Origin of the sequence: Nonomuraea sp. NPDC050227, assembly GCF_044459705.1 — a bacterium.
Taxonomy (GTDB): Bacteria; Actinomycetota; Actinomycetes; order Streptosporangiales; family Streptosporangiaceae; genus Nonomuraea.
In genome coordinates, this window is record NZ_JBITJF010000005.1 from 595,944 (window position 1) to 617,529 (window position 21,586).

Sequence of the window (21,586 nt, forward strand, 5' to 3'; positions counted from 1 at the left end):
ATGATGCACCACCTAGGCCCCGCCGGACACGATTCCCGCATCTGACCGACGTGATCGAGGAGCTGAGATGTCGCCATTCCCCACGTCCACGGTGCTCGGGTACCCGAGGATCGGGCCGCGACGGGAGCTGAAGCGGGCCCTGGAGTCGTACTGGGACGGGCGGTCCGGCCGCGCGGAGCTGGAGCGGACGGGCGCGGAGATCAGGGAGCGGACCTGGCGGCGGCTGGCCGAGCTGGGCCTGGGCGGGCTGCCGTCCAACACCTTCTCCCTGTACGACCACGTGCTGGACACGGCGGTGCTGCTGGGCGCGGTGCCCGAGCGTTACCGCGCGGCCGAGGACCCCTACTTCGCGATGGCCAGGGGCACCGAGGGGCTGGCGCCGCTGCGGATGACGAAGTGGTTCGACACCAACTACCACTACATCGTGCCGGAGATCGGCCCGGAGACCGTCTTCAAGCTGGACGCCGCCAAGCCGCTCGCCGAGGTGCGCGAGGCCCGCGCGCTCGGCTACGAGACGCGGCCCGTCGTGGTCGGGCCGGTGACCTTCCTGCTGCTGGCCGGGGCGCCCGAGCGGCTGGAGGACGTGCTCGGCTGCTACGAGGAGCTGCTCGCGGCGCTGGCCGCCGAGGGCGTCGAGTGGGTGCAGCTCGACGAGCCGGCGCTGGTCGGCGACCGCACGCCCGAGGAGCTGGCGGCCGTGCGGCTCGCCTACGACCGGCTGGGGTCGGCGGCCGTCCGCCCGGCGCTGTTCGTGGCCTCCTACTTCGGCGACCTCGGGCCCGCGCTGCCGGTGCTGGCCGGCACGCCCGTCGAGGCGGTCGGCGTGGACCTGGTGCGCGGCGGCGCCGTGCCCGACCTGCCGGGCAAGACCGTGGTCGCGGGCGTGGTGTCGGGCCGCGACGTGTGGCGCACCTCGCCGGAACGCGCCCTGGCCGCCCTCGGCGGCGTGCGCGCGGACCGGGTGACGGTGAGCACGTCCTGCTCGCTGCTGCACGTGCCCTACGACGTGGACGCCGAGCCCGACCTCGATCCGGCGCTGCGGGAACGGCTGGCGTTCGCCGAGCAGAAGGTGGCCGAGGTGGTGGCACTGGCCCTCACCCTCGCCGAGGGGCCGGACTTCCGGGGGCCGGTCCCGGCCGCGCCCTCGGTGCCGCTGACCGCGCCGGCCGCGCCGCAGGAGCGGGCGCCGTACCCGGTGCGGGCCGCCGCCCAGGCCGCCCACCTGGGCCTGCCCGTGCTGCCGATCACCACCATCGGCTCGTTCCCGCAGACCGGCGAGCTGCGCGCGGCGCGGGCGGCCGTGGCGGCCGGGACGCTGCCGGAGGAGGACTACGAGCGGCGCGTCGAGGCCGAGATCGAGCACGTCGTCAGGGTGCAGGAACGCCTCGGCCTGGACGTGCTCGTGCACGGCGAGCCCGAGCGCAACGACATGGTGCAGTACTTCGCCGAGCACCTGGACGGGTTCACGGTCACCAGGAACGGCTGGGTCCAGTCGTACGGGTCGCGCTGCACCCGGCCGCCGATCCTGCACGGCGACGTCGGCCGTCCCGGGCCCGTCACCGTGCGCTGGGCCTCCTACGCGCAGTCGCTCACCGCCAAGCCGGTCAAGGGCATGCTCACCGGGCCGGTGACGATCGTGGCCTGGTCGTTCGTCCGCGACGACCTGCCGCTGCGGGACGTGGTGTTCCAGGTGGCCGACGCGGTGCGCGAGGAGGTGCGCGACCTGGAGGCGGCCGGGGTGTCGATCATCCAGGTGGACGAGCCCGCCCTGCGCGAGCTGCTGCCGCTGCGGCGGGCCGCGCAGGCCGACTACCTGGAGTGGGCGGTGGCGGCGTACCGGCGGGCCACCTCGGGCGCGGCCGACCGCACCCAGATCCACACCCACCTGTGCTATTCGGACGCCGACCAGATCCTGGCCGCCATCGACGGCCTGGACGCCGACGTCACCACGATCGAGTCGGCCCGTTCGGGGGCGCGCATCCTGGGCGCGGTGCGCGCGTTCGGCCGCGGCCTCGGCCCCGGCGTGTACGACATCCACTCCCCGCGCGTGCCCGGCGCGGACGAGGTCGAGGACCTGCTGCGCAGGACGCTGGCGGCGCTGCCGGCCGAGCGGGTCTGGGTCAACCCCGACTGCGGGCTGAAGACGCGCACGTACGAGCAGGTGGAAGCCTCGCTGGCGCACGTCGTCGAGGCCACCGGGCGGCTGCGGGCCGAGCTTCAGCCGTAGCGCTCGGTGAACTCCTCGACCGTCATCCCGAACAGGATCCCGTCGTCGTAACGCCCGGCGGCGAAGCGGCTCCTGCGCCGGCGGCCCTCCTCGACGAAGCCGAGCCGCCGGTGCAGGGCCTGCGACGGTTCGTTGGAGCTGTAGACCCACGCCTCGGCCTTCTGGAAGCGGCGCTCGGCGAACATGTAGCGCAGCAGCAGGACGATCGCCTCGCTGGCGTAGCCCTTGCGATGGTGGGGCGTGCCGATGGAGATGCCGTAGCAGAACGTGCCGTGCACGCGCTCGACCTCGTGCGTGTTGAGCATGCCGACCGGGCGGCCGTCGGCCGCGTCGGCGATCACCAGGCGGAGCTCGTCCATGTCGGGCTCCTGCTCGGCCAGCTCCCTGGCCCACTTCTGGGCCTGGGCGGCCGAGCGGGGCGGAGGCAGCCGCCAGCCGTTCCTGGCCGCGTCGGTGTCCTCCTCGAAGGCGAAGAGCGCCGCCCAGTCCTCCGGTTCGATGGCCCTCAGGCGCACGCGCTCGCCGACCCACGCAGACGTCATGACGTGGAGCAAACCAGAGCACGCCCCCCGCGCGCGAACCCTTTTCCGGCCCTCACCCGCGCCCGTACGCGTCCTCGGCCCGCCAGAAGTACCAGAGCCCGAGGGCCAGTCCGGCGACCGCCCAGAACCCGCAGCTCAGCCAGACGAGCGGGCGAGGGCTGGCGGCGTGGATCAGGATGTCGCGCATGAACTCGATGGTGGAGGCGGCGGGGTTGAGATACATGACGTCGGCCACCCACTGCGGCAGCCCGACCCCGCCGACCGGCTCGCCGGTGACCGGGTCCGGATATCCCACGATCTTGTACTGGATCGAGAAGAAGACCCCGGAGGCGTACAGCCAGGTCCGCAGGACGAACGGCAGGAGCTGGTTCACGTCGCGCAGCGAGGCCCCCAGCCGCGCCAGGACCAGGCTCAGCCCGATGTTGAACATCGTCTGCAGGAGCAGGGCGACCGGGACCAGCAGCCAGAACCAGGTGGGGAACTCCCCCATGACGACCACGAGGACGAGCAGCACGCCCATGGAGACGGCCGCCTGCCGCAGTTCCTGAAGGGTGTAGGCCAGGGGCAGCGCGGCGCGGGGGAAGTGCAGGGCGCGGATGAGCGAGAGGTTCCCCGAGACGGACTTGGCCCCCGCCGAGGCCGACCGCTGGCTGTAGGTGAAGACGAACATCCCCGTGACGAGGAAGGCCGCATAGTTCTCGATGTGCTCGTGTCCGCCCAGGACGAGGCCGAACATGACCCAGTAGATGCCGGCGTTCAGCAGCGGCGTCACCACTTGCCACAGTTGACCGAGCGCGGAGGCGGAGTACTTCGAGGCGGTGCGCGAGGTCGCGTACACCAGGATGAAGTGCCGGCGTTCCCATAATCGGCGCAGGTAGACGTGCATGTCCGGGCGGGCCATGGATCGCCGCAACCCGTGCCGGGTCGCGAGGGCGGCGAGTGATTCCTGTTCGGGCGCGGATGGCATGGGAGTCTCCTCACGGCCTGCTGCGTCGCGGAATGCCCAGGAGTCTAGGTTCCCGGGCGGCGAGACGGGCGTCCTGGCGCGCCTTCGAGGGGCGTCGGGTCAGGTGGCTCGTCCGTCGAGGAAGTCGACGACGCGGGCGTTGAGGTCGGCGGGCTCGTGCCATGGCATCGCGTGATGGGACAGGCGCGGCAGCACCGCGGTCCGCGCGCCCGGCAGCAGGCGGGCGGCGGCCGACGCGACGCGGTGCGGGGAGTGCGCCTTGCCGCGCCCGGCGACGAGCACGAGAGCGGGCGTGGTGAGCGCGCGCAGCGATCCGGGCTCGGGCCGTTTCCCGGTGACGACCTTCGTGTCCGGGAACTCCGCGGCCAGGCCGTAGAGCCGCAGCCAGGCGGGGTCGGCGGGCGCGCCGCCGGTCTCCCACTCCAGGAAGGCCCGCGCGCGCGAGGCCGTCGGCCGCAGCAGGGTGGGCAGCGCGCGGGCCAGGTATCCGGCCCGGAACCCGCCGAAGCACTGCGTCGGGTCGAGCAGGACGAGCCGCTCGACCCGCCGGGGTGCGTGGAGTGCGTACGTCAGGGCGATCCACCCGCCGTAGGAGTGTCCGCACACCGCGGCGCCGTCGATGCCGAGGCCGTCTAGCACGCCGTCCAGCCAGTCGAGCAGGTCGCGAGCGCTGCGCGGGGGGCGTTCGCCGCGGACGCTCCGTCCCGGCTCGCCGATGCGGTCGACGGCGTACACGCGATGACGGCGGGCGAACGCGGCGACGTTGGCGTACCACATCGCCGCCGTGGTGCCGCCGCCGTGCAGCAGGACCAGCGGCGGGCCGTCGGCGGGGCCGCACGCGTTCACCCGGGTCGTGCCGTACGCCGAGACCAGGTCGATGGGCTCGACAGGAACCGGCCAGCGTTCGAGGACCGCGTCGTAGGCGGAGAGGAAGTCCGACATGCCGCACCTCACTGAATAGCTTGCTGAGCAATAATCTCGCCGAGCGAGATAATGCCATACTGGTGGCATGACGACGCCGCCGGAGCATGCCGGGAACGTGCACGATCAGGACGCCGGGATGCGGCTGGTCCATCTGCTGCGCGCCGTCACAGTGGAACTCGACCGCATGGGCGAGCGGTTCGCCGCCGCGCACGCCCTGCACCCGACCGACGTACGCGCCCTCATCTGCCTCCTCGACGCCGCCCGCACCGGCACCCCCGCCACCCCCGGAACGCTGGGCACACACCTCGGCCTCAACTCCGCGGGCACCACGGCGGTGGTGGACCGTCTGGAACGGCTCGGTCACGTCCGCCGGGAACGCGACACCCGGGACCGGCGGCGGGTGCTGCTGAAGGTCGACGAGAGCGCCGTCACGCTCGGCTGGAGCTTCTTCGGCCCGCTCATCCAGGAGATCGTCACCCTCATGGGCCGGTACGACACCACGGAACAGGCCACCATCGAACGCTTCCTCAGCGACGTCCACAAGGCCGTCACCCGGGGTTAGGCCGGCGGCGCAGGCGAGTCTCGCTGTTGCCGCCTGCCCGGTCGGCCTCACCTCCAGCGAGCCCGAGCTCGACGGGACGACCTTCCCCTGCCAGGACAAGGGTGTCCCAGGCTCAGGACGCTCATGTCTCGTAGACTGGATGGCATGAGCGTGATGCGCGATGAACTTCATCACCTGGTGGACCGGCTGCCCGAAGAGAAGGTCGCGCCTCTGCTCCGTCTGGTCCGGGATCAGCTCGACGAGCAGCAGGCGGTAAGGGACTTGCCGTTCATCGGAATGCTCGATGCGGAGCCGGATTTCGCGGAACGCGCCGAGGAGATCCTGCGGGCGGAGGACGATCACCCTTTGTGATCGTCCTTGACACAGGCCCGTTGGTCGCGGCGCTCAACAGCAAAGACAGGCACCATGAGGTGTGTGCACGCCTTCTGCGTACGCATCCGGGTCCGTTGCTCGTCCCGTCCACGGTGGTCCCCGAGGTGTGTCAGCTGGTGGAGAGGCGGCAGGGCAGTGCAGCGGAGGCTTCGTTCTTGCGAACCTTCGGGGCAGGTCTGAACCTGGTCGATCTCACTGAGCAGGACCTTCGGCGTATGAGCAGGTTGGTCGCCGCCTATGCGAGCCTGCCTCTGGGCGCGGTCGACGCCTCCGTCATAGCGATCGCCGAACGGCTCAACACTCCAGAGGTGGCCACGCTCGATCGCCGGCACTTCACGGTGGTGCGCCCGCACCACACCCATTCACTGCTCCTCCTGCCAGAAAGACTCTGAGAACGACTGCTTCGGGGGCGGCGGGACAGGCATGGCGTGCCCAGTCGGCCTCCGTCTGATCAGTTGCTCGTCGTGGGTGAGCGCGACTCGTGGAGGCTGCTCTCGGCCTGGAGGTTCCCGACCAGTTCCGCCAGGGTCGCCCCGCAGCGGACGTTGGAGAGCCCGCTGTCCCTGGACACGAGGGGGACGCGGAACGCGACCCAGCCGCCGGTCACGTCGATGATCCGCCACCCGGGAAACCTGCCGAGAACTTCCTGGACTGTCAGGCTCATGCCCGTGCTCCCACGGCGAGCGCGCCGCTCTGATGCGACCTGCACGGTTCCGCGCAGCGGAGAGCGACTCGCCGTGCCGCTCTTCCCGGCCCCGGAAGTGGGTGCCTCGACTCCTGCTGTGGGTTCATCCACCTGCCTCCAGTGATGCCGGTCCCGGTACGCCAAGTGAAGCCAGATGGAGGGGACCTTTGAACCTCGCCGCAGCCCGTTGCCGGGACGTGTCGCGGCGCTGGGAAACGTCCCGGGACGGCCTTGAAACGTCCCGGACGTTCGCGTCCACTGGATGCGTGAACGAGCGCCTACGCACAGCGATGCTCCGTCATGGTGTGGCCCTGGAGGACCTGGCCGAGACCTGCGGCGTCGAACCCAAGACAGTCGAACGCTGGATCAACACCGGCCGTGTTCCGCACCGTCGGCACAGGTGGGCGGCGGCGAGACTGCTGACAGCTGACGAGACCTACCTGTGGCCCGACGTGCTGGAAAGCAGCGGGGCTCGCCGGGGCAGGGCGAACCGGTCGGAGCTCGTGGAGGTCTTTCCCGACCGTGTCAGCGTGCCTCGTGAGCTCTGGCTACGGCTTCTCACCGATGTTCAGGAGCGGGTGGACGTCCTCGTCTTCTCAGGGACGTTCTACGCCCAGACGCAACCCAGGATCGCCCGCCTGCTCACCGAGAGCGCAAAGCGCGGCGTCACAATCAGGTTGTGCTTCGGCGATCCCGACGCGCAGTCGGTGGAGACGCGCGACCGCGAGGAAGGGCTGGGCGGAACGCTGCAGGCCAAGATCCGCTCATCCTTGACCTACTACCGGACGCTGCCGGACCTGGATGGCTGCGAGATTCGTCTGCACGCGACCACCCTGTACGCGTCGCTGTTCCGTTACGACGACGACATCTTGGTCAACCCGCACGCGTACGGAGAACCAGCCTCCGCCAACCCGACCTTCCACTTCCATCGCCTCGACGGAGGGACCATGGCCGAGCACTACATGTCATCGTTCGAGCGCGTCTGGGCCGAAGCCGTTCCGTGGTCCGGCGCGGAAGTCTGAGGAGGCATTGCTCATGGGACGAGTCGAGTACTGGAACGACCCGGACGCCCCGAAGGCGAACACCCTGGTGCCGGCCTGCGGCACGGTGACCGTGGACGACGCCGGCCGCATCCTCATGCAGCGCCGGCGCGACACCGGCCAGTGGGCGTTGCCGATGGGCAAGATGGAGATCGGCGAGACCCCCTCACAGTGCGCCGTACGGGAGACGGAGGAGGAGACCGGCGTCCGCGTCGAGCCCACCGGCCTCCTCGGCGTCTACTCCGACCCGAGCCACATCGTCGCCTACACCGACGGCGAGGTCCGCCAGGAGTACGAGGTGATGTTGATCGCCCGCCCGGTCGGCGGCCGTCCGGAAGCCAACGACGAGGCGAGCGACGTGCGTTGGGTTGAGCCGGGCGAACTGCACACGCTCGACATCCATCCGACCCAGTGGCGACAGCTCAACGACTATCTGGGGCAGAGGCATCCGCACGTCGATTGAGGTCGGCGGGTTACGGCGGCAGCGTCTAGTGGATCATTCCTGACGGATGGTGCAGGCGCCGGAGGTCGGCGTAGCGGGAGGCAATCCGGCGCGCGGCCAGTGATGGCTCGACGGCCGGATGGCGGGCGTACAACATGCGCCGGCGCAGCGCCGACACCCGTCACCCCGACGTACTCACCGCCCAACGCAAGGAACGCATCCGCATCCGCAGCGAGAAGGGCATCCGATGGGGCGGACGCCCCGTCTCCGCCGCAGCCTGATCAAACGACCCTGGTGGAGAACGTCAGATGCTCGCACTACGGGCGATGCGGTACAGCACGTTCGGACGCAGTGGCCCTTCGGGCTCGGTGGGGTCGTCGAAGTCGTCGGCCGGGTCCCGGGTCATGCCGATCCGGCGCATCACCGCCTGGGAACGAAGGTTGGTGGCCGTTGTGACAGCGAGGATCTCAGGAAGCTCAAGAGCGTCGAAGCCGTGGGCCAGGATTGTCAGCGCAGCCTCGGTGGCGTAGCCCTGGCCCCAGGCCGAGCGGGCGAGCCGCCAGCCGATCTCCACTCCTGTGAACGGCATGTGGTCGTCCACTTCGTCCAAGCCTGCGAAGCCGATGAACTGGCCCGTGGCCTCCACCTCAACCGCCCACCACCCGTAGCCTCGCTGGTCGAACTCGGCCTGAAAGAGCGACACGGAGGCGTCGCTCTGTTCGCGGGTAAGCAGGTCGCCCAAGTGCTCCCGGACCTCGGGATCGGCGTTCATGGCCGCCCACGGTTCAAGGTCGGAGTCACGCCATCGGCGCAGGATGAGGCGCTCGGTACGCAGTTCAGCCATGCTGACCAGCCAACATGAGCCTTGGCCCCCAGGCAATCAGTTTTCTTGCGTGACACCGCCTCCCAGAAACACGGGCCGCTCCTAGGGCCAACGAAGCGACCACCGATCCGGCGAACGTATCCGGTCAGAGCACTGGCGCCTGGCGGCGCCATGGCGCCGCCAGGCGCGGGGGTTGCGCCGCCAGGCGCCCCAAGAAGGACCGCCTGAGTCTCCAGGCGCGAAGCGCCCCCGGCGAAGCCCGCTGTGCTCTGGGGCGAAGCCCCCTTAGGCGAAGCTGTTCATTTGAGAGCTCCCGAGGTCAGCCCCGACTGGATCTGGCGCTGGAACACCGTGTAGACCACCAGCATCGGCAGGATCGCCAACGTCAGCGCGGCGAACAGCGCCGACCAGTCCTGGTCGTACCCCGCGGACGTGGAGATGTCAGCGATCCCCTGCGTGAGCACCCATTTGTCCCGGTCCTGGAGCAACACCAGCGGCAGCTGGTACTGGTTCCACTGCCCGAGCACGTTGAAGATCGTGATGCTGATGATGCCCGGCCTGGCCATCGGCAACATGATCTGGAAGAACACGCGGGTGTGCGAGGCGCCGTCCACCATGGCCGCCTCCCCCACCGCCGTGGGCAGCGTACGGAAGAACGCGGTCAGGAAGAACACCGTGAACGGCATCGAGTACGCGATGTAGACCAGCACCAGCCCCGCATGCGTGTTCAACCCGATGTACGGCCCCACCAGCGGCACCGCCCCCATGTTCTGCACGACGAAGAACAGCGGCGTCAGCTTCAGGTACACCGGAAAGGCCAGCCCGGACACGAACAGGAAGTAGATCGGCCGGTTGGCGCGGAAGGGGTACCGGGCCAGCACGTACGCGGCCATCGAGCCGAGCAGCATCGTCCCGGTCACGCTGAAGGTGACGACGATGACGCTGTTGAGCATGTACTGCCCGATGTGCGCCTGCTCCCAGGCGCGGGCGAAGTTGTCCCAGTTGAGCTTGGCCGGCAGCCCCCACGCCTCGCCGAAGATCTCGTCCTCGCTCTTCACCGAGGCCAGGAAGGTCCACAGGATCGGCACCACGACGAGCACCGTCCACACCAGGAGCGCGACGTGGGAGAGCACGGCCATCGGCCCGAGCCGCCGCCGGCGCTCCTGACGGGCCAGTTTGCGGGAGTTCGCCACCGTCCACGTGGTCGTCGTTGTCATCTAGTACTCGATTCGTTCGCGGCGTGACAGGCGCAGCGAGAGGATGGCGAAGCCGACGGTGAAGAAGAACATCATGACGCCGAGGGCCGAGGCGTAGCCGAAGCGGAAGTACTGGAAGGCGTTGCGGTAGATCTCGGCGGCCATGACGGTGGTCGACCAGTCGGGGCCGCCGTGCTGGTCGGTCATCACCCACACGATCGCGAACGCGTCGAGCGCCAGGATCCCGAGGTAGACCCAGGCCACCTGGATCGTGTCCCACAGCAGCGGCAGCGTGATGCGGAAGAACAGGCTGAACCGGCCCGCGCCGTCGATCTGCGCCGCCTCGAACATGTCGCGCGGGATGGAGGCCAGCCCGGCCGAGAACAGCACGACGTAGAAGCCGACCGCCTGCCAGACCAGCACGCCGAGCACCGACCAGAAGGCCACGCCGGGGTCGGACAGGAAGCCGACCGGCTTGGCGCCGAGCGCGATCAGCGGCCCGTTCAGCATGCCGCTGCCGTCGGGCCGGAACACCTGCTGGAACAGCACGCCCACCACGGCCACGGCCAGGACCTGCGGGAAGAAGAACACCACCCGGTAGAACTTCGAGCCCGCGATGCCCGAGGAGCCCTTGCGCCCGCCCACGTTGAGCAGGAAGGCGAAGAACAGCGCGATGACGATCGTGAGCAGCGGCAGCAGCACGAGCAGCATGGCGTTGTGGCTGACGGCCTTCCAGAAGACGCCGTCCTTGAACAGCCGGACGAAGTTGTCCAGCCCGATGAAGTCCGGCGTGGCCGTCACGCCGCGCCAGTCGGTCATCGCGATGCGGAACGCCTGGATCAGCGGCGAGATGACGTAGGCGAGGTAGAGGATCACCGGGGCTGCCAGGAACGCGGTGATGAACAGCCCGCGGCGATACCTGTTGAACAACATCAGCGCTTGTACTTCTTGATCGAGGAGTCGTTCTTGATCTCGTCGGCCTTCTTCTGCATGCGCTCCAGGTACTTCTCCGGCGTCAGACCGCCGGACATCAGCTCGCCGGTGGCGGCGATGCCCTCGTCCTTGAGCTGGCCGTACCAGGTGTACCAGCGGTAGTAGACGGTGTTGGCGCCCGCGTCGGCGACGGCCTTGGAGGCGCTGGTGACGCCGGGCGAGATCGTGCGGCCCTCGGTCGCGCCCTTGACCGCGGTCACCGTCTTGACCATCTCGCTGAAGTCGCCGGCCGCCTTCTTCGACAACATGCCGCGCAGGTACTCGATGCCGCCCTGCGGGTTGGCGCTCCTGGCCGCGACCATGAAGTTCTCGCCGGGCTGGGTGTGCAGGGTGCCGTACGGCATCTTGTCGGAGCCGGTGACGTCGGGGATGGGGAACATGCCGTACTCGAAGTCGGGCGGGGTGGTGCTCTTCTGCTCGTTCTCCAGCCACGACCCGGACGGCAGCATCGCCACCTTGTACTTGTTCTGGGCCGTCTGGGTCTGCACGTGGTCGAGGCCGGTCGTGCCCTCCATAAGGTACTTGGCGCCCACCTCGGCCCAGGCCGCGGCGGCGGTCTTCATGGCCTCGGTGGTCCAGGCGCCGTCCTCCAGGTTGTCGATGTTGACCAGCACCTCGTTGCCGCCGATCTTGGCGGCCATGGTCAGCAGCGGCTCGTACAGGTACTGGGGGAACTTGCCGGCGTACGTGAAGGGCGCCATCTTGCCGGACTTCTTGATCGTCTCGCAGAGCTTGACGAACTCGTCCCAGGTCTTGGGGATCTCCCAGCCGTTGTCCCTGAACACCTTCTGTGAGTACCAGATGCCGTGGATGTAGTTCACGTAACCGAGCACGCTGAACTTGCCGTCGTAGGTGCCGATGTCGATGACCGACTGGTCGATGGTGTCCCTGACCTTGACGGCGGGGTCGTCCCAGCTCGGCGCGTCGAGCAGGGCGGTGAGGTCCTGGAGCTGGCCGTCCTGGGACAGGGCGCCGAAGTCCATGAAGTTGGCGCCGGAGTTGTCGATCACCTCCGGCGGGTTGCCGCCGGCGAACCGCGGCTGGAGGACCTTGGTGATCTCCTTGGTGGCGTTGTGCTTGATCTCGCTCTTCGGGTACTTCGTCGTGAACAGCGGCTCGTGGATGTTCTTGGCGTAGTCCTGGCCGAAGCCGCCGTCGAAGATCCACACCTCCAGCGGCTTGCCGTCCGCGACGCCGAACGGGTTGGCCGCGCTGGTCGCCACCGGCGCGGACGAGGCGGTGGCCGTGGGCTTGGCGGCCGGGGTGGCGCAGGCGGCCAGCGCCCCCGCGACGGGGACGAGGGCCGCGCCGCGCAGGAGTTGACGACGGCTGATATGGGGGGTGTCAGGCATTGATGGCTCCTAGCTGTTCATGATCCTCGTCGTATTCGCCCTGCGTACCGGCTCTCCAGGGCCTTGTTGTGCTCGTCGCCGCCGGTCACGTTGACCGACAGGTAGACGGGGGGCCGCTCGCCCAGGGCGACGAGCTCCTCCACCGCCTCGGTGACCACCATCTGCGCGAGCAGCGCCGAGGTGATCGTGGAGACCGCGCCGTACGTGCCGCCGTCCGGCAGATCGAGGACGGCGTCCCCGTACGGGGAGCCGTTGTCGAGCACGACGTCGGCCAGGTCCATGAGCTTGCCGCCCGAGGGATGGCGCGAGGTCATGCGCGTGCTGTGCGCGACCGAGGTGATCGCGACGAGCGGGTGGCCGCGCTCCTTGACCAGCGTGGCCAGCTCCACGACCGTGCCGTTCACGCCGGAGCTGGAGACCAGGACGAACACGTCCTGCGGCGCTACGGGGGCCAGGTCGTAGATCTCGTGGGCGACGGCCGGGTCGCGTTCCAGCTCCGGGGTGAGCACGCTCGGCGGCCGGCCGCCGTACAGGACGAGGTCGCGCGGGGAGAGGCGGTTGCTGGGCACCAGTCCGCCGGCCCGTCCGGCGATCTCCATGGCGATGGCCTCGGAGTGCCCGGACCCGAACGCGTTGACCACCCCGCCGGCGCGCAGCGCGGCGACGATCAGGGCGGCGGCCCGGCGCACCGGCTCCGCCTGGCTCTCGGCGACCTGTCCGGCGAGGGCGAGGGCCTTGGACGCGTACCGCATGTCAGCCTCTCTCCACGCGGTGGCTCTCCACCGCGCTGATCGTCAGCTCGAACGCCTCGTTGGTGCGCTCGTACGTGCGCTGCGCGACCGCCACGTAGACGGCGTCGAGCACGAAGATCTGCGAGTGCACGGCCGCCAGCCCGCCCAGCCGGAACGTGGTCTCCCTGCTGGCCGTCGTCAGCACCAGGCCGGCCAGCTCGGCCAGCGGCGAGCGGGCGAAGGAGGTGACGGCGACCGTGGTCGCGCCGTGGCTGCCCGCCTCGGCCAGCGCCTCCATGACCTCGCGGGTGCGGCCCCGGTGGCTGATGCCGATGGCGACGTCGTCCGCGCCGAGCAGCGCCGCCTCCGACAGCGCCACGTGCGCGTCGCCGGCGCTCCAGCACGGGATGCCGATGCGGCGCAGCCTGCCTTCGAGCATGGTGGCGACGTTCCCGCTGGTGGAGACGCCGATCAGGAGCACCCGGCGGGCCCTGACGACGGCGTCGGCGACCTGGGCGACCATCGCGAGGTCGAGCTGGGCGGCGGTGTCCTGGATGAGCCTGGCGTCGGCGGCGGCCATCACCTCGATGGCCGAGTCGAGCGGGTCGTCGGGGCCGATCTCGTGCCCGACGCCCGCGCCCCAGCCGGCCTGCGCGGCCCTGCCGGTCTCCGTGGCGAGGGCGACCCGCAGCTCGGCGTAGCCGGAGAAGCCGAACGCCCGGCAGAACCTCGTCACGGTGGCGGGCGAGCTGCCCGCCCGTTCGGCCAGCGCGATGATGGTCGACCGCGCGGCCTCGGCGGGGTCGCCGAGGATCACCTCGCCGACCCGGCGCAACGCCTCCGGCAGGCCGGGCAGTTCTGTCTCGACGCGCCCGAGGGCTCCTGAAGTCACGAATATTCCTTCCGAATACTCGGTCTTCTGGCGAAAATTATTCTTGCTTCCCGGTCACGTCAACCCCCAGAATTCGACCGTGACCAAATCGCTGGTGGTCGGTGTCGACGCGGGAGCCACCTCGACGCGCGTCTCCGTCCACACCCTCGACGGCACCCGGGTCGGCTACGCGCGGGCGGGCGCCGGCAACCCCTCGGCACACGGCCTGGACAAGGCGGTGGCGGCGATCGGCACGGCGCTCGGGCAGGCGCTGGGGTCGCACGATGGCGGCCGGGTCGTGGCCTCGCTGGCCGGGGTCGCGGGCCAGGTCGACACGCTGGTTCCGGAGCTGGCCCGGGTGTGGGCCGGCCACGGCATCGAGGCGGGCCCGCTGATCGAGCGCGACGTGGCGGTGGCCTACGCCGCCGGCACCGCCGAGCCCGACGGCTCGCTGCTGCTGTCGGGCACGGGCGCGGTCGCGGCCAGGGTCGCCGGCCACCGCATCGACACGATCGCCGACGGGCTCGGCTGGCTGCTGGGCGACGAGGGCTCGGGCTTCTGGATCGGCCGCGCCGCCGCCAAGGCCGTGGTCTCCGCCCTCGACCGGGGTGCGACGGGCGAGCCGGGCAGCCTGGTCGCGCTCGTCGTCGAGCAGATCCTGGGCGAGGAGCGTCCGGGGTCGCCGCGGGCGGTCGCCGACCGGTTCGTCCGGCTCGCGCAGGCCGACCACATGCGCCTGGCCGCGCTGTCCGCCCTAGTCAGCCGGGCGGCCGAGGCCGGTGACCCGATGGCGCTCAAGGTCGCCGAGGAGGCCGCCGACCGTCTGGTGGCCACCCTGCGCAGGGTGCACGTCTCGGGCGACATCGTGCTCGCGGGCAGCGTGCTGACCAGCGAGGGGCCGGTGCGCCGGGCCGTGCTGGCGCGGCTGTCAGGCGAGCGGGTGCGCACGGCGCGCGACGCGGCGGGCGCGGCGGCCTGGCTGGCGGCCCGCGGCGTGCTGCCCGGCGACGACGGCCGGAGCTCGCACGCCGCGTTCACGCTCACTCCCTGACGTTCACTCCCTGACGCTTACTCTCTGACGTTCACCGGGTGAGGAGGGCCGCGCTGCCGTAGCTGCCGCCGAACCCGGTCACCAGGGCGGTCTCGCGCCCGGCGCGCAGTTCCCGCACCGCCTGGGCCACGTTGTTGAGCCCGTGCACGTACCCCTCCGACAGCAGGCCGCCGTGCGGGTTCACCCACGCGTGCCGCCGCTCCAGCAGGTACGCCCCCAGGTCCTCCCGCGCCACCAGCCCGAAGTCCTCCAGTTGCCGGGGCACCAGCCAGGAGTAGGCGTCGTAGAGCAGCGCCGCCCGGACGTCCGCGGGCCGCATCCCGGAGGCCGCCCACAACAGCGGCGCGACGTGCGCGGAGAAGACGGCCGTCACGTCCGGCGAGCGGTCCATGGAGGAGCAGCCGGGCCCGCCGCCGCGGACGACCGCCCGGATGCGCGGGCCGTCCAGGACGCCGCTCACCAGCAGCGCGCACGCGCCGTCGGTCTCCAGGCAGCAGTCGGCGGTGCGCAGCGGCGTGCAGACGTACGGTTTGGCCAGGTAGGCGGCCAGGTCGAGGGGCTCGCGGCGCAGGGCGCGCGGGTTGGCGGCGGCGTTGCGCCTGGACTGGGCGACCACGGCGTGCAGGTGCTCGGCGGTGAGCCCGGTGTCGTGCAGGTAGCGGGTCGCGGCCATGGCGAACAGCGGGATCGGCCCCGCCAGGCCGTAGGTGTGGCGTTCCAGGGGGCCGGTGGAGGCGGTGTTCATCCGCGTGCCGGACCGCCCGTTGAGCGCCCGGAAGACCAGGACGTTCCTGGCCACGCCGGCGTGGATCAGCATGGCCGCGTCCCCCAGCATCGACGCCGCCTGTGTCCCGCCGCCGGCGATGTCGTTGTGCCAGCGCAGCCGCTCGATCCCCAGCGCGCGGGCCACCTGGACGACCGGCGCGGAGTCGTTCATGTGGTAGCTGAGCAGCCCGTCGACCTCGCCGGGGACGATCCCGGCGTCCGCGCAGGCGGCCCGGCACGCCTCGGTGGCCAACTCCAGCTCGGTGCGCCCGGACTGCCTGCTCAGCGCGGTCATCCCGATCCCGGCCACGGCCGCGCACCCGGCGAAGGACTGCATCCCGCACGATAACACGTACAGACAAGCGCTTGCTTGGCAGGCGGACGGCCGAGGCGCCAGAGGTGCCGTACGCGGAGTTTCCGGGTGGCCACAACGGCGGCGTCCCGCGTCCGAAGGCCGTCGCCGCCAGGTTGGGCGAGGTTCTGAGCAGCGGGAAGGCACAAGCCGTGACTGGATGTCTTCACGCGGGCTGCCCCGTCTTGTAATACGGAGATGTGATCAGCCGATAGCCCATCATCATCACCCCGAGGTGAGAGATGGATCTGCGCTACGTCAGATACGCGATGGCGATCGCGCGCGCCGGCAGCCTCCGCCGCGCCGCGACCGCGCTGCACATCGCGCAGCCCACGCTGTCGGAGCAGCTCAGGGCGCTGGAGAAGGAGATAGGCGTCGAGCTGTTCAGCCGTTCGTCCAGCGGCGTGCGGCTCACCGAGGCGGGCGAGGCGTTCCTGGCCCAGGCCACGGTCGCGCTCGACGCCTACGAACGGGCCGTGGCCGCCGCGCGCGGCACGGGCCGCACCGCCCGGCTGGGCGTGGCCGACGGGCTGGCCGACGTGGCCGCCCGGCTGCTCGCGCAGCTCCAGAACGTGCCGGTGCGGATCGCGCCGATGAGCACGGCCGAGCAGTTGGTCTCCATCGCCGACGGCACGTTGCAGGCCGGCCTCGGCTACGCCCCCGGCTCTTTGCCGAGGGGCGTGGCCCGGATGCTCGTCCACCGCTTCCCGGTCCGCGCGCTGCTCCCCCGCGACCACCCCCTGGCCGGGCAGGAGGCGCTGTCGCTGGCGGACCTGGCCGGCGAGCCGCTGATCATGCCCGAGTCGGACGCGGTCGCCGGGGCCCGGCGGTTCCTGGAGGGGTTCGTCCGGCATCGGCTGCATCCCCGGCTGGGCCCGGCCGCCGCCACCCATGACCTGGTGATCGACATGGTGGGCGCGGGGGCCGGCTACAGCCTGTGCGTCCACGAGGGCAGCGCGGTGCCCGACGCGCTCACCTTCGTGCCCATCAAGGAGGACGTGCCGCCGCTGGAGGCGGTCTTCCTGTGGAACCGGCAGGCCGACGTCCACGAGGTGGTGAGCGCGGCCCGCCACGTCGCCCGCTCTGGATAGCGCTATTATCTATCGATGCGCATCTCAGAACTGAGCGCCCGATCCGGTGTCGCCATCCCCACGATCAAGTACTACCTGCGTGAGGGCATGCTGCACCAGGGCGAGCAGACCGCCGCGACCCGCGCGGAGTACGACGACTCCCACCTGCGCAGGCTGCGCCTGATCCGGGCCCTGCTGGAGGTGGGCAGGCTCCCCGTGGCCGCCATCAAGCAGGTCATCGCCGCCGTCGACGACGAGACGCTGCCCATCCACCACATGCTGGGGATCGCGCACTACGCGCTCGGCCCGGTCGTCGAGCCCGAGCAGGACGAGGAGTGGCGAACCGCCAGGGCCGACGTCGACCGGCTGATCGACGAGCTCGGCTGGACCGTCGTCGAGGACGCCCCCACCCGCGACGAGCTGGCGCAGACGATGGTCCGCATGCGCCAGCTCGGCCTGCGCGTCGACCTCGCGCCGTACGTCGAGGCCGCCAGGAAGCTGGTGACCGAGGTCGAGATGGACACCATCCCCTTCGACGGGCCGCGCGACGCCGCCGTGGAGGCCCTGGTGCTGGGCACCGTCCTGTACGGCAAGGCGTTCGACACGCTGCGCCGCATGGCCCAGGAGTCGGAGTCGGCCCGCCGGGTGGGGCAGCGCCAGCGGTAGGAGCCTGTCGGGGCCGGTCAGAGCACGCCGTTGCGGCGCAGGATCTCGACAGCCCGCACGGTGGCCGCGCCCCGCCATTCGAGCGCGCCGGCGGGCGAGATCCGCGCGTAGTCCACGACCCAGCCGCCGTCCTCCTGCTGCGTCCCGGCCAGCCGGTCGAGGTCGGCGGCGATCACCTCGGGCGCGAACAGCTCGCGCGCCGGCCGTCCGGGGTAGGGGGCGAAGTCGAGGGGGTGCAGCCGCTCCTCCGCGGTGCCGCCCTCCACGGGGACCCGGCCGTCCTCGGGGATGTGCGCGGCCAGCCGCTTGAGCAGCCCGGCCGCCTCGGGCCGCGTCCCGTGGACGGCGTCCAGGAAGCGCACGGCGAAGGAGAGCACGTAGGCGTGCGGCCGTTCGTCCAGCGCCTGGATCGCGTCGAGGCAGTAGCGGGTGGCCCGCTCCAGCCACGGGTGCGCGGCCACGGCCGGGTCGTGGGCGGCCACGCCGTGGGCCGCCGCCGCGGAGACGGCCGTGATCTGCAACGACGAGGTGCTCGTGTCCGCGCCCGCCCACCAGGGCGCGGTGCCCTCGGCCAGGGTGAGCGGCAGCGCGAACGGCAGCCCGCCGTCGGGCATCGTCACCGACTCCAGCCAGTCGCACAGCGCGACGGCCTGCGGCGCGGTGTCGGGGCCGATCTCCTCGAACACCTCGAAGGCGTGCAGCGCCGCGCCCGGCTGGCTCTCCGGCGAGCGCAGGTCGGGCTCCAGGCCCCAGCCATAGCCGCCGTCGGGGTTGCGGTAGGCGTCGAGGGCGCCGAGCACGGAGGCCGGGCCGGTCTCCTCCATGAGCAAGTGGAAGCGCCGCCGGTCCAGGACCCGCGCGTGCGTGGCCAGGAACCCGGCGACCGCCGAGAGATTGACGTTCATACGGCCATCGTGCCCGTCGCGCGAGCTCGGGTCTTGTCCGAACCGGACATGTCAGCCGGTGTCGTCCACCGGCCGTTTCAGCAGCCACGACGCGGCCCGCTGGAGCAGGGTCCGGTGGATCTCGTTGTCGTAGGACCTGGTGTCGTGCCCCAGCGCGTCGTAGACCACCCGGCCGCGGCGCACCGGTCGCGCCCACACCAGCGGCTGGCCGTGCGCGGAGGCCAGGGGACGCACGTCCGGCAGCACGTCGAGGTCGCTGTAGACCTCGTCGACCAGGTCGAAGTCGCGCAGGCCCGCCACGATGGGGTGGGCGGCGCCGTGCACCCGCACGCCGGTCCAGCCCAGGGGCGGGTGGTGCGACTTGGGCCAGTTCCAGCTGCCGCCGAGCACCCGCGGCCAGCCCTGCCAGTCGTCGAAGCAGACCGCGGCCGTGTGCATGCACAGCAGGCCGCCGCCCCGGTCGAGGTGGTCGAGGAGCGTGGTGCGGGCCTGGGCGGGCAGCTCGAAGCGCCATTCGCCGCGCAGGTCGGCGAAGCGGTCCTGGCCCATCTGCCAGCGCAGCGCGTTGACCGTGATGAGCTGCACCTCCGGCGGCTCGCTCAGCGCGCCCGCGATGTCCTCGGTGATCTCGGACTCGACGCCCACCTCGCCCAGCACGTCGGCGAGCGCGGCCGACGTGGCGGCGAAGTCGTGGAAGAGCCCTCCTGACAGGATCAGATTTCTCGCCACGCCCCCCAGCCCATCACGCCCGGCCCGCCTTGGCCACCCACAGTGCCGCCCCACAGTGCCGCCCCACAGTGCCGCCACCGGCCCCCACCGAGCCGCCCGGCCGGGCGACAGGGCATGATGCCGGACGTGGACTTCGAGGAATACCGCCCGATGTTGCTGGGCCTGGCCTACCGCCTGCTCGGCAGCATGTGGGACGCCGAGGACGTCGTGCAGGAGGCCTGGCTGCGGTGGGAGGGCGCCGACCGGAGCCAGATCAGGGAGCCCCGCGCGTTCCTGCTGACCGTGGTCTCGCGGCTGGCCCTCGACCAGCTGCGCTCGGCCCGGGTGCGGCGGGAGGCGTACACCGGGCCGTGGCTGCCCGAGCCGGTCGCGACGGGCGAGGCCGGGCCGCTGGACACGGCCGAGCTGCGCGACACCGTCTCCTTCGCGACCCTGCACCTGATGGAGAAGCTGTCGCCGCCGGAGCGGGCGGTGTTCGTGCTGCGGGAGGCGTTCGAGCTGCCGTACGACGAGATCGCCGAGATCGTCGGCTCGTCGGTGGCCAACGCCCGGCAGATGCACCACCGCGCCTCGGTCCGGGTGTCGCAGGGCCGCGACCGGTTCACGCCGACGAACGAGGACCACGCCAGACTGCTGACGAAGTTCATGGAGGCGGCCGGCGGCGGCGACCTCGACGCGCTGACCGAGCTGCTGCACGAGGACGTCGTCATGTGGAACGACGGCGGCGGCAAGGTCCGGGCCGCCCTGCGCCCGATCCTGGGTCGGCGCAAGGTCAGCGGCTTCATCGGCGGCCTGCTGGCCCGCTACGACTTCAGCCGGGCGCGCCTCGTCGAGGCCAACGGCCGCCCCGCCCTGTGGACGCACGTGGCAGGAAGCGACCAGCTCATCGCCATCGACGTGCGCGACGGCCGTATCCAGGGGCTCTACGGCGTGCTCAACCCGGACAAGCTGACCCGGGTGCGGCCGGACTGATCGGCCCGTCACTATAGTCGGCTTATGGATCTCGGCATCTCGGGCAAGGTCGCCCTGGTCACCGGCGGCAGCGCGGGCATCGGCCTGGCCGCCGCCAAGAGCCTCGCGCGCGAGGGCTGCGACGTGTGCGTCAGCTCGCGCAACCCGGAACGGCTCGCGGACGCGGTGGTGGAGCTGCAGCAGTTCGGCCACGTGGTGCACGCCGTGCTGGCCGACGTGGAGGACCCGGCGGCGGCTCAGCGGGTGGCCGACGAGACGCGCGACGTGCTCGGCCCGGTCGACATCCTGGTGGCCAACGCGGGCGGCCCGCCCACCGGCCGCTCCGACGAGGTCGGCCTCAAGGACTGGGACGTCGCGGTGCAGCGCAACCTGCTCGGCACCGTCCGGCTGATCCAGGCGGTGCTGCCGGAGATGCGGTCGCGGGGGTGGGGCCGGATCGTCACCGTCACCAGCTCGTCCGTCCGCGAGGCGATCGACGGGCTGGCGCTGTCCAACGCCATGCGGCCGGCCGTCGCCGGGCTCGTGCGCACGCTGGCCCGCGAGGTGGGCGGCGACGGCGTGCTGGTCAACAACGTGCTGCCGGGGGCGATCGACACCGAACGGCTGCGCGGCATGTCGGGCGGCGACGACGTGATCGAGGAGCGCGGCCGGGCCGTGCCGGTCGGGCGGGTCGGTCAGGCCGAGGAGGTGGGGGACGTGATCGCGTTCCTGGCCAGCGAACGGGCCTCGTACGTGAACGGCGTCTCGATGCTGGTCGACGGCGGCGCCAGCCGGGTCATCGCCTGAGCAACGCGGCGACGACGCCGGCCGCCCACTCCTCGTCCTTGTCGGCCGGGTCGACGAAGTAGGACAGGTTGGCCCGGTGGAAGCAGGCGCCCATCAGCAGGGCGGCCGCCGCGCCGGGGTCGAGACCGGGGTCGGCGCGGCCCGCGGCCCGCTCGGCGTCGAGGATCTCGGCCAGCGCCCTGATCGGCAGGTGGGGACCGGTATGGGTGGTGGCCAGCATGTGCTTGAACCGGGCCAGCAGCGAGGGGTCGGCCAGCATGCCGGAGGCGATGGTGGCGGCCTCGGTGTAGAACTCCAGCGCCGCCAGGGTGAAGCGGGTGAGGTTGTCGGCCAGGTCGCCCTCGCCCGTGCTCAGCCGCAGCCGGGCCAGCGCGGGGGCGAGCGCGGGCAGCCGTTCGAGCAGGACCGCGAGGAAGATCTGCTCCTTGCCGGCGAAGTGCTTGTAGAGCAGCGCCTCGGAGCAGCCGGCCGCCTGGGCGATGCGCCGCGTGGTCGCGCCCGAGATGCCGAACTCCCGAATGGCCTGCTCGGCGGCGTCGAGGATGCGCTCGCGGGTGCTCATC

25 protein-coding genes and 1 pseudogene are annotated in these 21,586 nt (G+C 71.3%); 12 read left to right on the forward strand and 14 right to left on the reverse strand.

All coding sequences use genetic code 11. The annotated features are described in order from the left end of the window. Positions 1 to 67: 67 nt before the first annotated feature. Positions 68 to 2,227, forward strand: coding sequence for a 5-methyltetrahydropteroyltriglutamate--homocysteine S-methyltransferase (gene metE / locus ACIBK9_RS23060; RefSeq protein WP_397160944.1), 2,160 nt, complete (start codon positions 68 to 70; stop codon positions 2,225 to 2,227). On the opposite strand, the gene ACIBK9_RS23065 is transcribed toward metE, so the two are convergent. The 3 genes from ACIBK9_RS23065 to ACIBK9_RS23075 form a co-directional block, all read right to left on the reverse strand. Then, complete coding sequence (locus ACIBK9_RS23065; protein ID WP_387681951.1) at positions 2,218 to 2,769, reverse strand: GNAT family N-acetyltransferase; 552 nt, start codon at positions 2,767 to 2,769, stop codon at positions 2,218 to 2,220. The genes metE and ACIBK9_RS23065 overlap by 10 nt on opposite strands. 52 nt (positions 2,770 to 2,821) lie before the next feature. Continuing rightward, positions 2,822 to 3,736 carry an ABC transporter permease gene (locus ACIBK9_RS23070; RefSeq protein WP_397160946.1) on the reverse strand — a complete coding sequence of 305 codons (915 nt, stop codon included), beginning with the start codon at positions 3,734 to 3,736 and terminating at the stop codon, positions 2,822 to 2,824. A gap of 99 nt (positions 3,737 to 3,835) precedes the next feature. Beyond that, complete coding sequence (locus tag ACIBK9_RS23075; RefSeq protein WP_397160948.1) at positions 3,836 to 4,678, reverse strand: alpha/beta fold hydrolase; 843 nt, start codon at positions 4,676 to 4,678, stop codon at positions 3,836 to 3,838. A gap of 67 nt (positions 4,679 to 4,745) precedes the next feature. Between ACIBK9_RS23075 and ACIBK9_RS23080 the strand changes: the two genes are divergently transcribed. From ACIBK9_RS23080 to ACIBK9_RS23090, 3 genes are all read left to right on the forward strand, one after another. Further along, positions 4,746 to 5,222, forward strand: coding sequence for a MarR family winged helix-turn-helix transcriptional regulator (locus ACIBK9_RS23080; protein WP_397160950.1), 477 nt, complete (start codon positions 4,746 to 4,748; stop codon positions 5,220 to 5,222). Between the two features lie 144 nt (positions 5,223 to 5,366). Beyond that, positions 5,367 to 5,573, forward strand: coding sequence for a hypothetical protein (locus ACIBK9_RS23085; protein ID WP_397160952.1), 207 nt, complete (start codon positions 5,367 to 5,369; stop codon positions 5,571 to 5,573). Next, a complete protein-coding gene (locus tag ACIBK9_RS23090; RefSeq protein ID WP_397160954.1) occupies positions 5,570 to 5,986 on the forward strand; it encodes a type II toxin-antitoxin system VapC family toxin in 417 nt (138 codons plus the stop codon). Before ACIBK9_RS23085 ends, ACIBK9_RS23090 begins: the two co-directional genes overlap by 4 nt. Positions 5,987 to 6,045: 59 nt before the next feature. Here ACIBK9_RS23090 and ACIBK9_RS23095 read toward each other — a convergent pair whose 3' ends face one another. Next, entirely contained in the window at positions 6,046 to 6,258 is a 213-nt protein-coding gene (locus tag ACIBK9_RS23095; RefSeq protein WP_397160956.1) for a hypothetical protein, read from the reverse strand. A gap of 287 nt (positions 6,259 to 6,545) precedes the next feature. On the opposite strand from ACIBK9_RS23095, the gene ACIBK9_RS23100 reads away from it, so the two are divergent. The 3 genes and pseudogenes from ACIBK9_RS23100 to ACIBK9_RS23110 form a co-directional block, all read left to right on the forward strand. Then, on the forward strand, positions 6,546 to 7,301 hold the full coding sequence (locus ACIBK9_RS23100; protein WP_397160958.1) for an XRE family transcriptional regulator: 756 nt from the start codon (positions 6,546 to 6,548) through the stop codon (positions 7,299 to 7,301). Between the two features lie 13 nt (positions 7,302 to 7,314). After that, on the forward strand, positions 7,315 to 7,782 hold the full coding sequence (locus ACIBK9_RS23105; RefSeq protein WP_397160960.1) for an NUDIX domain-containing protein: 468 nt from the start codon (positions 7,315 to 7,317) through the stop codon (positions 7,780 to 7,782). 134 nt (positions 7,783 to 7,916) lie between these two features. Next, positions 7,917 to 8,042 (forward strand): annotated as a pseudogene (locus ACIBK9_RS23110) (IS630 family transposase); the annotation flags it as partial. 23 nt (positions 8,043 to 8,065) lie between these two features. Here ACIBK9_RS23110 and ACIBK9_RS23115 read toward each other — a convergent pair. From ACIBK9_RS23115 to ACIBK9_RS23140, 6 genes are all read right to left on the reverse strand, one after another. After that, a complete protein-coding gene (locus ACIBK9_RS23115; RefSeq protein ID WP_397160962.1) occupies positions 8,066 to 8,605 on the reverse strand; it encodes a GNAT family N-acetyltransferase in 540 nt (179 codons plus the stop codon). A 278-nt stretch (positions 8,606 to 8,883) separates the two neighbouring features. Next, on the reverse strand, positions 8,884 to 9,801 hold the full coding sequence (locus tag ACIBK9_RS23120) for a carbohydrate ABC transporter permease (RefSeq protein ID WP_397160964.1): 918 nt from the start codon (positions 9,799 to 9,801) through the stop codon (positions 8,884 to 8,886). Beyond that, on the reverse strand, positions 9,802 to 10,713 hold the full coding sequence (locus ACIBK9_RS23125; RefSeq protein ID WP_352319946.1) for a sugar ABC transporter permease: 912 nt from the start codon (positions 10,711 to 10,713) through the stop codon (positions 9,802 to 9,804). Further along, entirely contained in the window at positions 10,713 to 12,125 is a 1,413-nt protein-coding gene (gene ngcE / locus ACIBK9_RS23130) for an N-acetylglucosamine/diacetylchitobiose ABC transporter substrate-binding protein (protein WP_397160967.1), read from the reverse strand. The genes ACIBK9_RS23125 and ngcE overlap by 1 nt, the downstream gene beginning before the upstream one ends. Positions 12,126 to 12,142: 17 nt before the next feature. Continuing rightward, a complete protein-coding gene (locus tag ACIBK9_RS23135) occupies positions 12,143 to 12,877 on the reverse strand; it encodes an SIS domain-containing protein (RefSeq protein ID WP_352363078.1) in 735 nt (244 codons plus the stop codon). Between the two features lies 1 nt (position 12,878). Beyond that, positions 12,879 to 13,748, reverse strand: coding sequence for a MurR/RpiR family transcriptional regulator (locus tag ACIBK9_RS23140; RefSeq protein WP_358298526.1), 870 nt, complete (start codon positions 13,746 to 13,748; stop codon positions 12,879 to 12,881). A 79-nt stretch (positions 13,749 to 13,827) separates the two neighbouring features. Here ACIBK9_RS23140 and ACIBK9_RS23145 point away from each other — a divergent pair, with 79 nt between their 5' ends. Next, complete coding sequence (locus ACIBK9_RS23145) at positions 13,828 to 14,778, forward strand: N-acetylglucosamine kinase (RefSeq protein ID WP_397160970.1); 951 nt, start codon at positions 13,828 to 13,830, stop codon at positions 14,776 to 14,778. 31 nt (positions 14,779 to 14,809) lie between these two features. Here the strand turns inward: ACIBK9_RS23145 and ACIBK9_RS23150 are convergent, their stop codons facing one another. Then, positions 14,810 to 15,880 carry a thiolase C-terminal domain-containing protein gene (locus ACIBK9_RS23150; protein WP_397160972.1) on the reverse strand — a complete coding sequence of 357 codons (1,071 nt, stop codon included), beginning with the start codon at positions 15,878 to 15,880 and terminating at the stop codon, positions 14,810 to 14,812. Positions 15,881 to 16,137: 257 nt separating this feature from the next. Here ACIBK9_RS23150 and ACIBK9_RS23155 point away from each other — a divergent pair, with 257 nt between their 5' ends. Both ACIBK9_RS23155 and ACIBK9_RS23160 read left to right on the forward strand, forming a co-directional pair. Next, positions 16,138 to 16,986, forward strand: coding sequence for a LysR substrate-binding domain-containing protein (locus ACIBK9_RS23155; protein WP_397160974.1), 849 nt, complete (start codon positions 16,138 to 16,140; stop codon positions 16,984 to 16,986). A gap of 15 nt (positions 16,987 to 17,001) precedes the next feature. Continuing rightward, the gene (locus ACIBK9_RS23160) at positions 17,002 to 17,631 is read left to right on the forward strand and encodes a MerR family transcriptional regulator (RefSeq protein WP_397160976.1); all 630 of its coding nucleotides are present in this window, start codon (positions 17,002 to 17,004) and stop codon (positions 17,629 to 17,631) included. 17 nt (positions 17,632 to 17,648) lie between these two features. Here ACIBK9_RS23160 and ACIBK9_RS23165 read toward each other — a convergent pair whose 3' ends face one another. Together ACIBK9_RS23165 and ACIBK9_RS23170 are read right to left on the reverse strand one after the other, a co-directional pair. Next, positions 17,649 to 18,536: a hypothetical protein gene (locus ACIBK9_RS23165; protein WP_397160978.1), complete on the reverse strand. Its 888-nt coding sequence runs from the start codon at positions 18,534 to 18,536 to the stop codon at positions 17,649 to 17,651. 51 nt (positions 18,537 to 18,587) lie between these two features. After that, positions 18,588 to 19,265 (reverse strand): ThuA domain-containing protein, encoded by a 678-nt coding sequence (locus tag ACIBK9_RS23170; RefSeq protein ID WP_397160980.1) that lies wholly within the window; start codon positions 19,263 to 19,265, stop codon positions 18,588 to 18,590. A gap of 117 nt (positions 19,266 to 19,382) precedes the next feature. On the opposite strand from ACIBK9_RS23170, the gene ACIBK9_RS23175 reads away from it, so the two are divergent. Together ACIBK9_RS23175 and ACIBK9_RS23180 are read left to right on the forward strand one after the other, a co-directional pair. Then, the gene (locus ACIBK9_RS23175) at positions 19,383 to 20,237 is read left to right on the forward strand and encodes an RNA polymerase sigma-70 factor (RefSeq protein ID WP_397161084.1); all 855 of its coding nucleotides are present in this window, start codon (positions 19,383 to 19,385) and stop codon (positions 20,235 to 20,237) included. A 24-nt stretch (positions 20,238 to 20,261) separates the two neighbouring features. Then, the gene (locus ACIBK9_RS23180; protein WP_387681901.1) at positions 20,262 to 21,023 is read left to right on the forward strand and encodes an SDR family oxidoreductase; all 762 of its coding nucleotides are present in this window, start codon (positions 20,262 to 20,264) and stop codon (positions 21,021 to 21,023) included. Here ACIBK9_RS23180 and ACIBK9_RS23185 read toward each other — a convergent pair. Further along, on the reverse strand, positions 21,013 to 21,585 hold the full coding sequence (locus ACIBK9_RS23185) for a TetR/AcrR family transcriptional regulator (protein WP_397160983.1): 573 nt from the start codon (positions 21,583 to 21,585) through the stop codon (positions 21,013 to 21,015). The genes ACIBK9_RS23180 and ACIBK9_RS23185 overlap by 11 nt on opposite strands. Between the last annotated feature and the right edge of the window lies 1 nt (position 21,586).

Bases quoted from the DNA above. Each gene is read 5' to 3' on its own strand.
- metE (WP_397160944.1), top strand. From the start codon at position 68: ATGTCGCCATTCCCCACGTCCACGGTGCTCGGGTACCCGAGGATCGGG.
- ACIBK9_RS23065 (WP_387681951.1), bottom strand. From the start codon at position 2,769: ATGACGTCTGCGTGGGTCGGCGAGCGCGTGCGCCTGAGGGCCATCGAA.
- ACIBK9_RS23070 (WP_397160946.1), bottom strand. From the start codon at position 3,736: ATGCCATCCGCGCCCGAACAGGAATCACTCGCCGCCCTCGCGACCCGG.
- ACIBK9_RS23075 (WP_397160948.1), bottom strand. From the start codon at position 4,678: ATGTCGGACTTCCTCTCCGCCTACGACGCGGTCCTCGAACGCTGGCCG.
- ACIBK9_RS23080 (WP_397160950.1), top strand. From the start codon at position 4,746: ATGACGACGCCGCCGGAGCATGCCGGGAACGTGCACGATCAGGACGCC.
- ACIBK9_RS23085 (WP_397160952.1), top strand. From the start codon at position 5,367: ATGAGCGTGATGCGCGATGAACTTCATCACCTGGTGGACCGGCTGCCC.
- ACIBK9_RS23095 (WP_397160956.1), bottom strand. From the start codon at position 6,258: ATGAGCCTGACAGTCCAGGAAGTTCTCGGCAGGTTTCCCGGGTGGCGG.
- ACIBK9_RS23105 (WP_397160960.1), top strand. From the start codon at position 7,315: ATGGGACGAGTCGAGTACTGGAACGACCCGGACGCCCCGAAGGCGAAC.
- ACIBK9_RS23115 (WP_397160962.1), bottom strand. From the start codon at position 8,605: ATGGCTGAACTGCGTACCGAGCGCCTCATCCTGCGCCGATGGCGTGAC.
- ACIBK9_RS23120 (WP_397160964.1), bottom strand. From the start codon at position 9,801: ATGACAACGACGACCACGTGGACGGTGGCGAACTCCCGCAAACTGGCC.
- ACIBK9_RS23125 (WP_352319946.1), bottom strand. From the start codon at position 10,713: ATGTTGTTCAACAGGTATCGCCGCGGGCTGTTCATCACCGCGTTCCTG.
- ngcE (WP_397160967.1), bottom strand. From the start codon at position 12,125: ATGCCTGACACCCCCCATATCAGCCGTCGTCAACTCCTGCGCGGCGCG.
- ACIBK9_RS23135 (WP_352363078.1), bottom strand. From the start codon at position 12,877: ATGCGGTACGCGTCCAAGGCCCTCGCCCTCGCCGGACAGGTCGCCGAG.
- ACIBK9_RS23150 (WP_397160972.1), bottom strand. From the start codon at position 15,880: ATGCAGTCCTTCGCCGGGTGCGCGGCCGTGGCCGGGATCGGGATGACC.
- ACIBK9_RS23155 (WP_397160974.1), top strand. From the start codon at position 16,138: ATGGATCTGCGCTACGTCAGATACGCGATGGCGATCGCGCGCGCCGGC.
- ACIBK9_RS23160 (WP_397160976.1), top strand. From the start codon at position 17,002: ATGCGCATCTCAGAACTGAGCGCCCGATCCGGTGTCGCCATCCCCACG.
- ACIBK9_RS23165 (WP_397160978.1), bottom strand. From the start codon at position 18,536: ATGAACGTCAATCTCTCGGCGGTCGCCGGGTTCCTGGCCACGCACGCG.
- ACIBK9_RS23175 (WP_397161084.1), top strand. From the start codon at position 19,383: ATGCCGGACGTGGACTTCGAGGAATACCGCCCGATGTTGCTGGGCCTG.
- ACIBK9_RS23180 (WP_387681901.1), top strand. From the start codon at position 20,262: ATGGATCTCGGCATCTCGGGCAAGGTCGCCCTGGTCACCGGCGGCAGC.
- ACIBK9_RS23185 (WP_397160983.1), bottom strand. From the start codon at position 21,585: ATGAGCACCCGCGAGCGCATCCTCGACGCCGCCGAGCAGGCCATTCGG.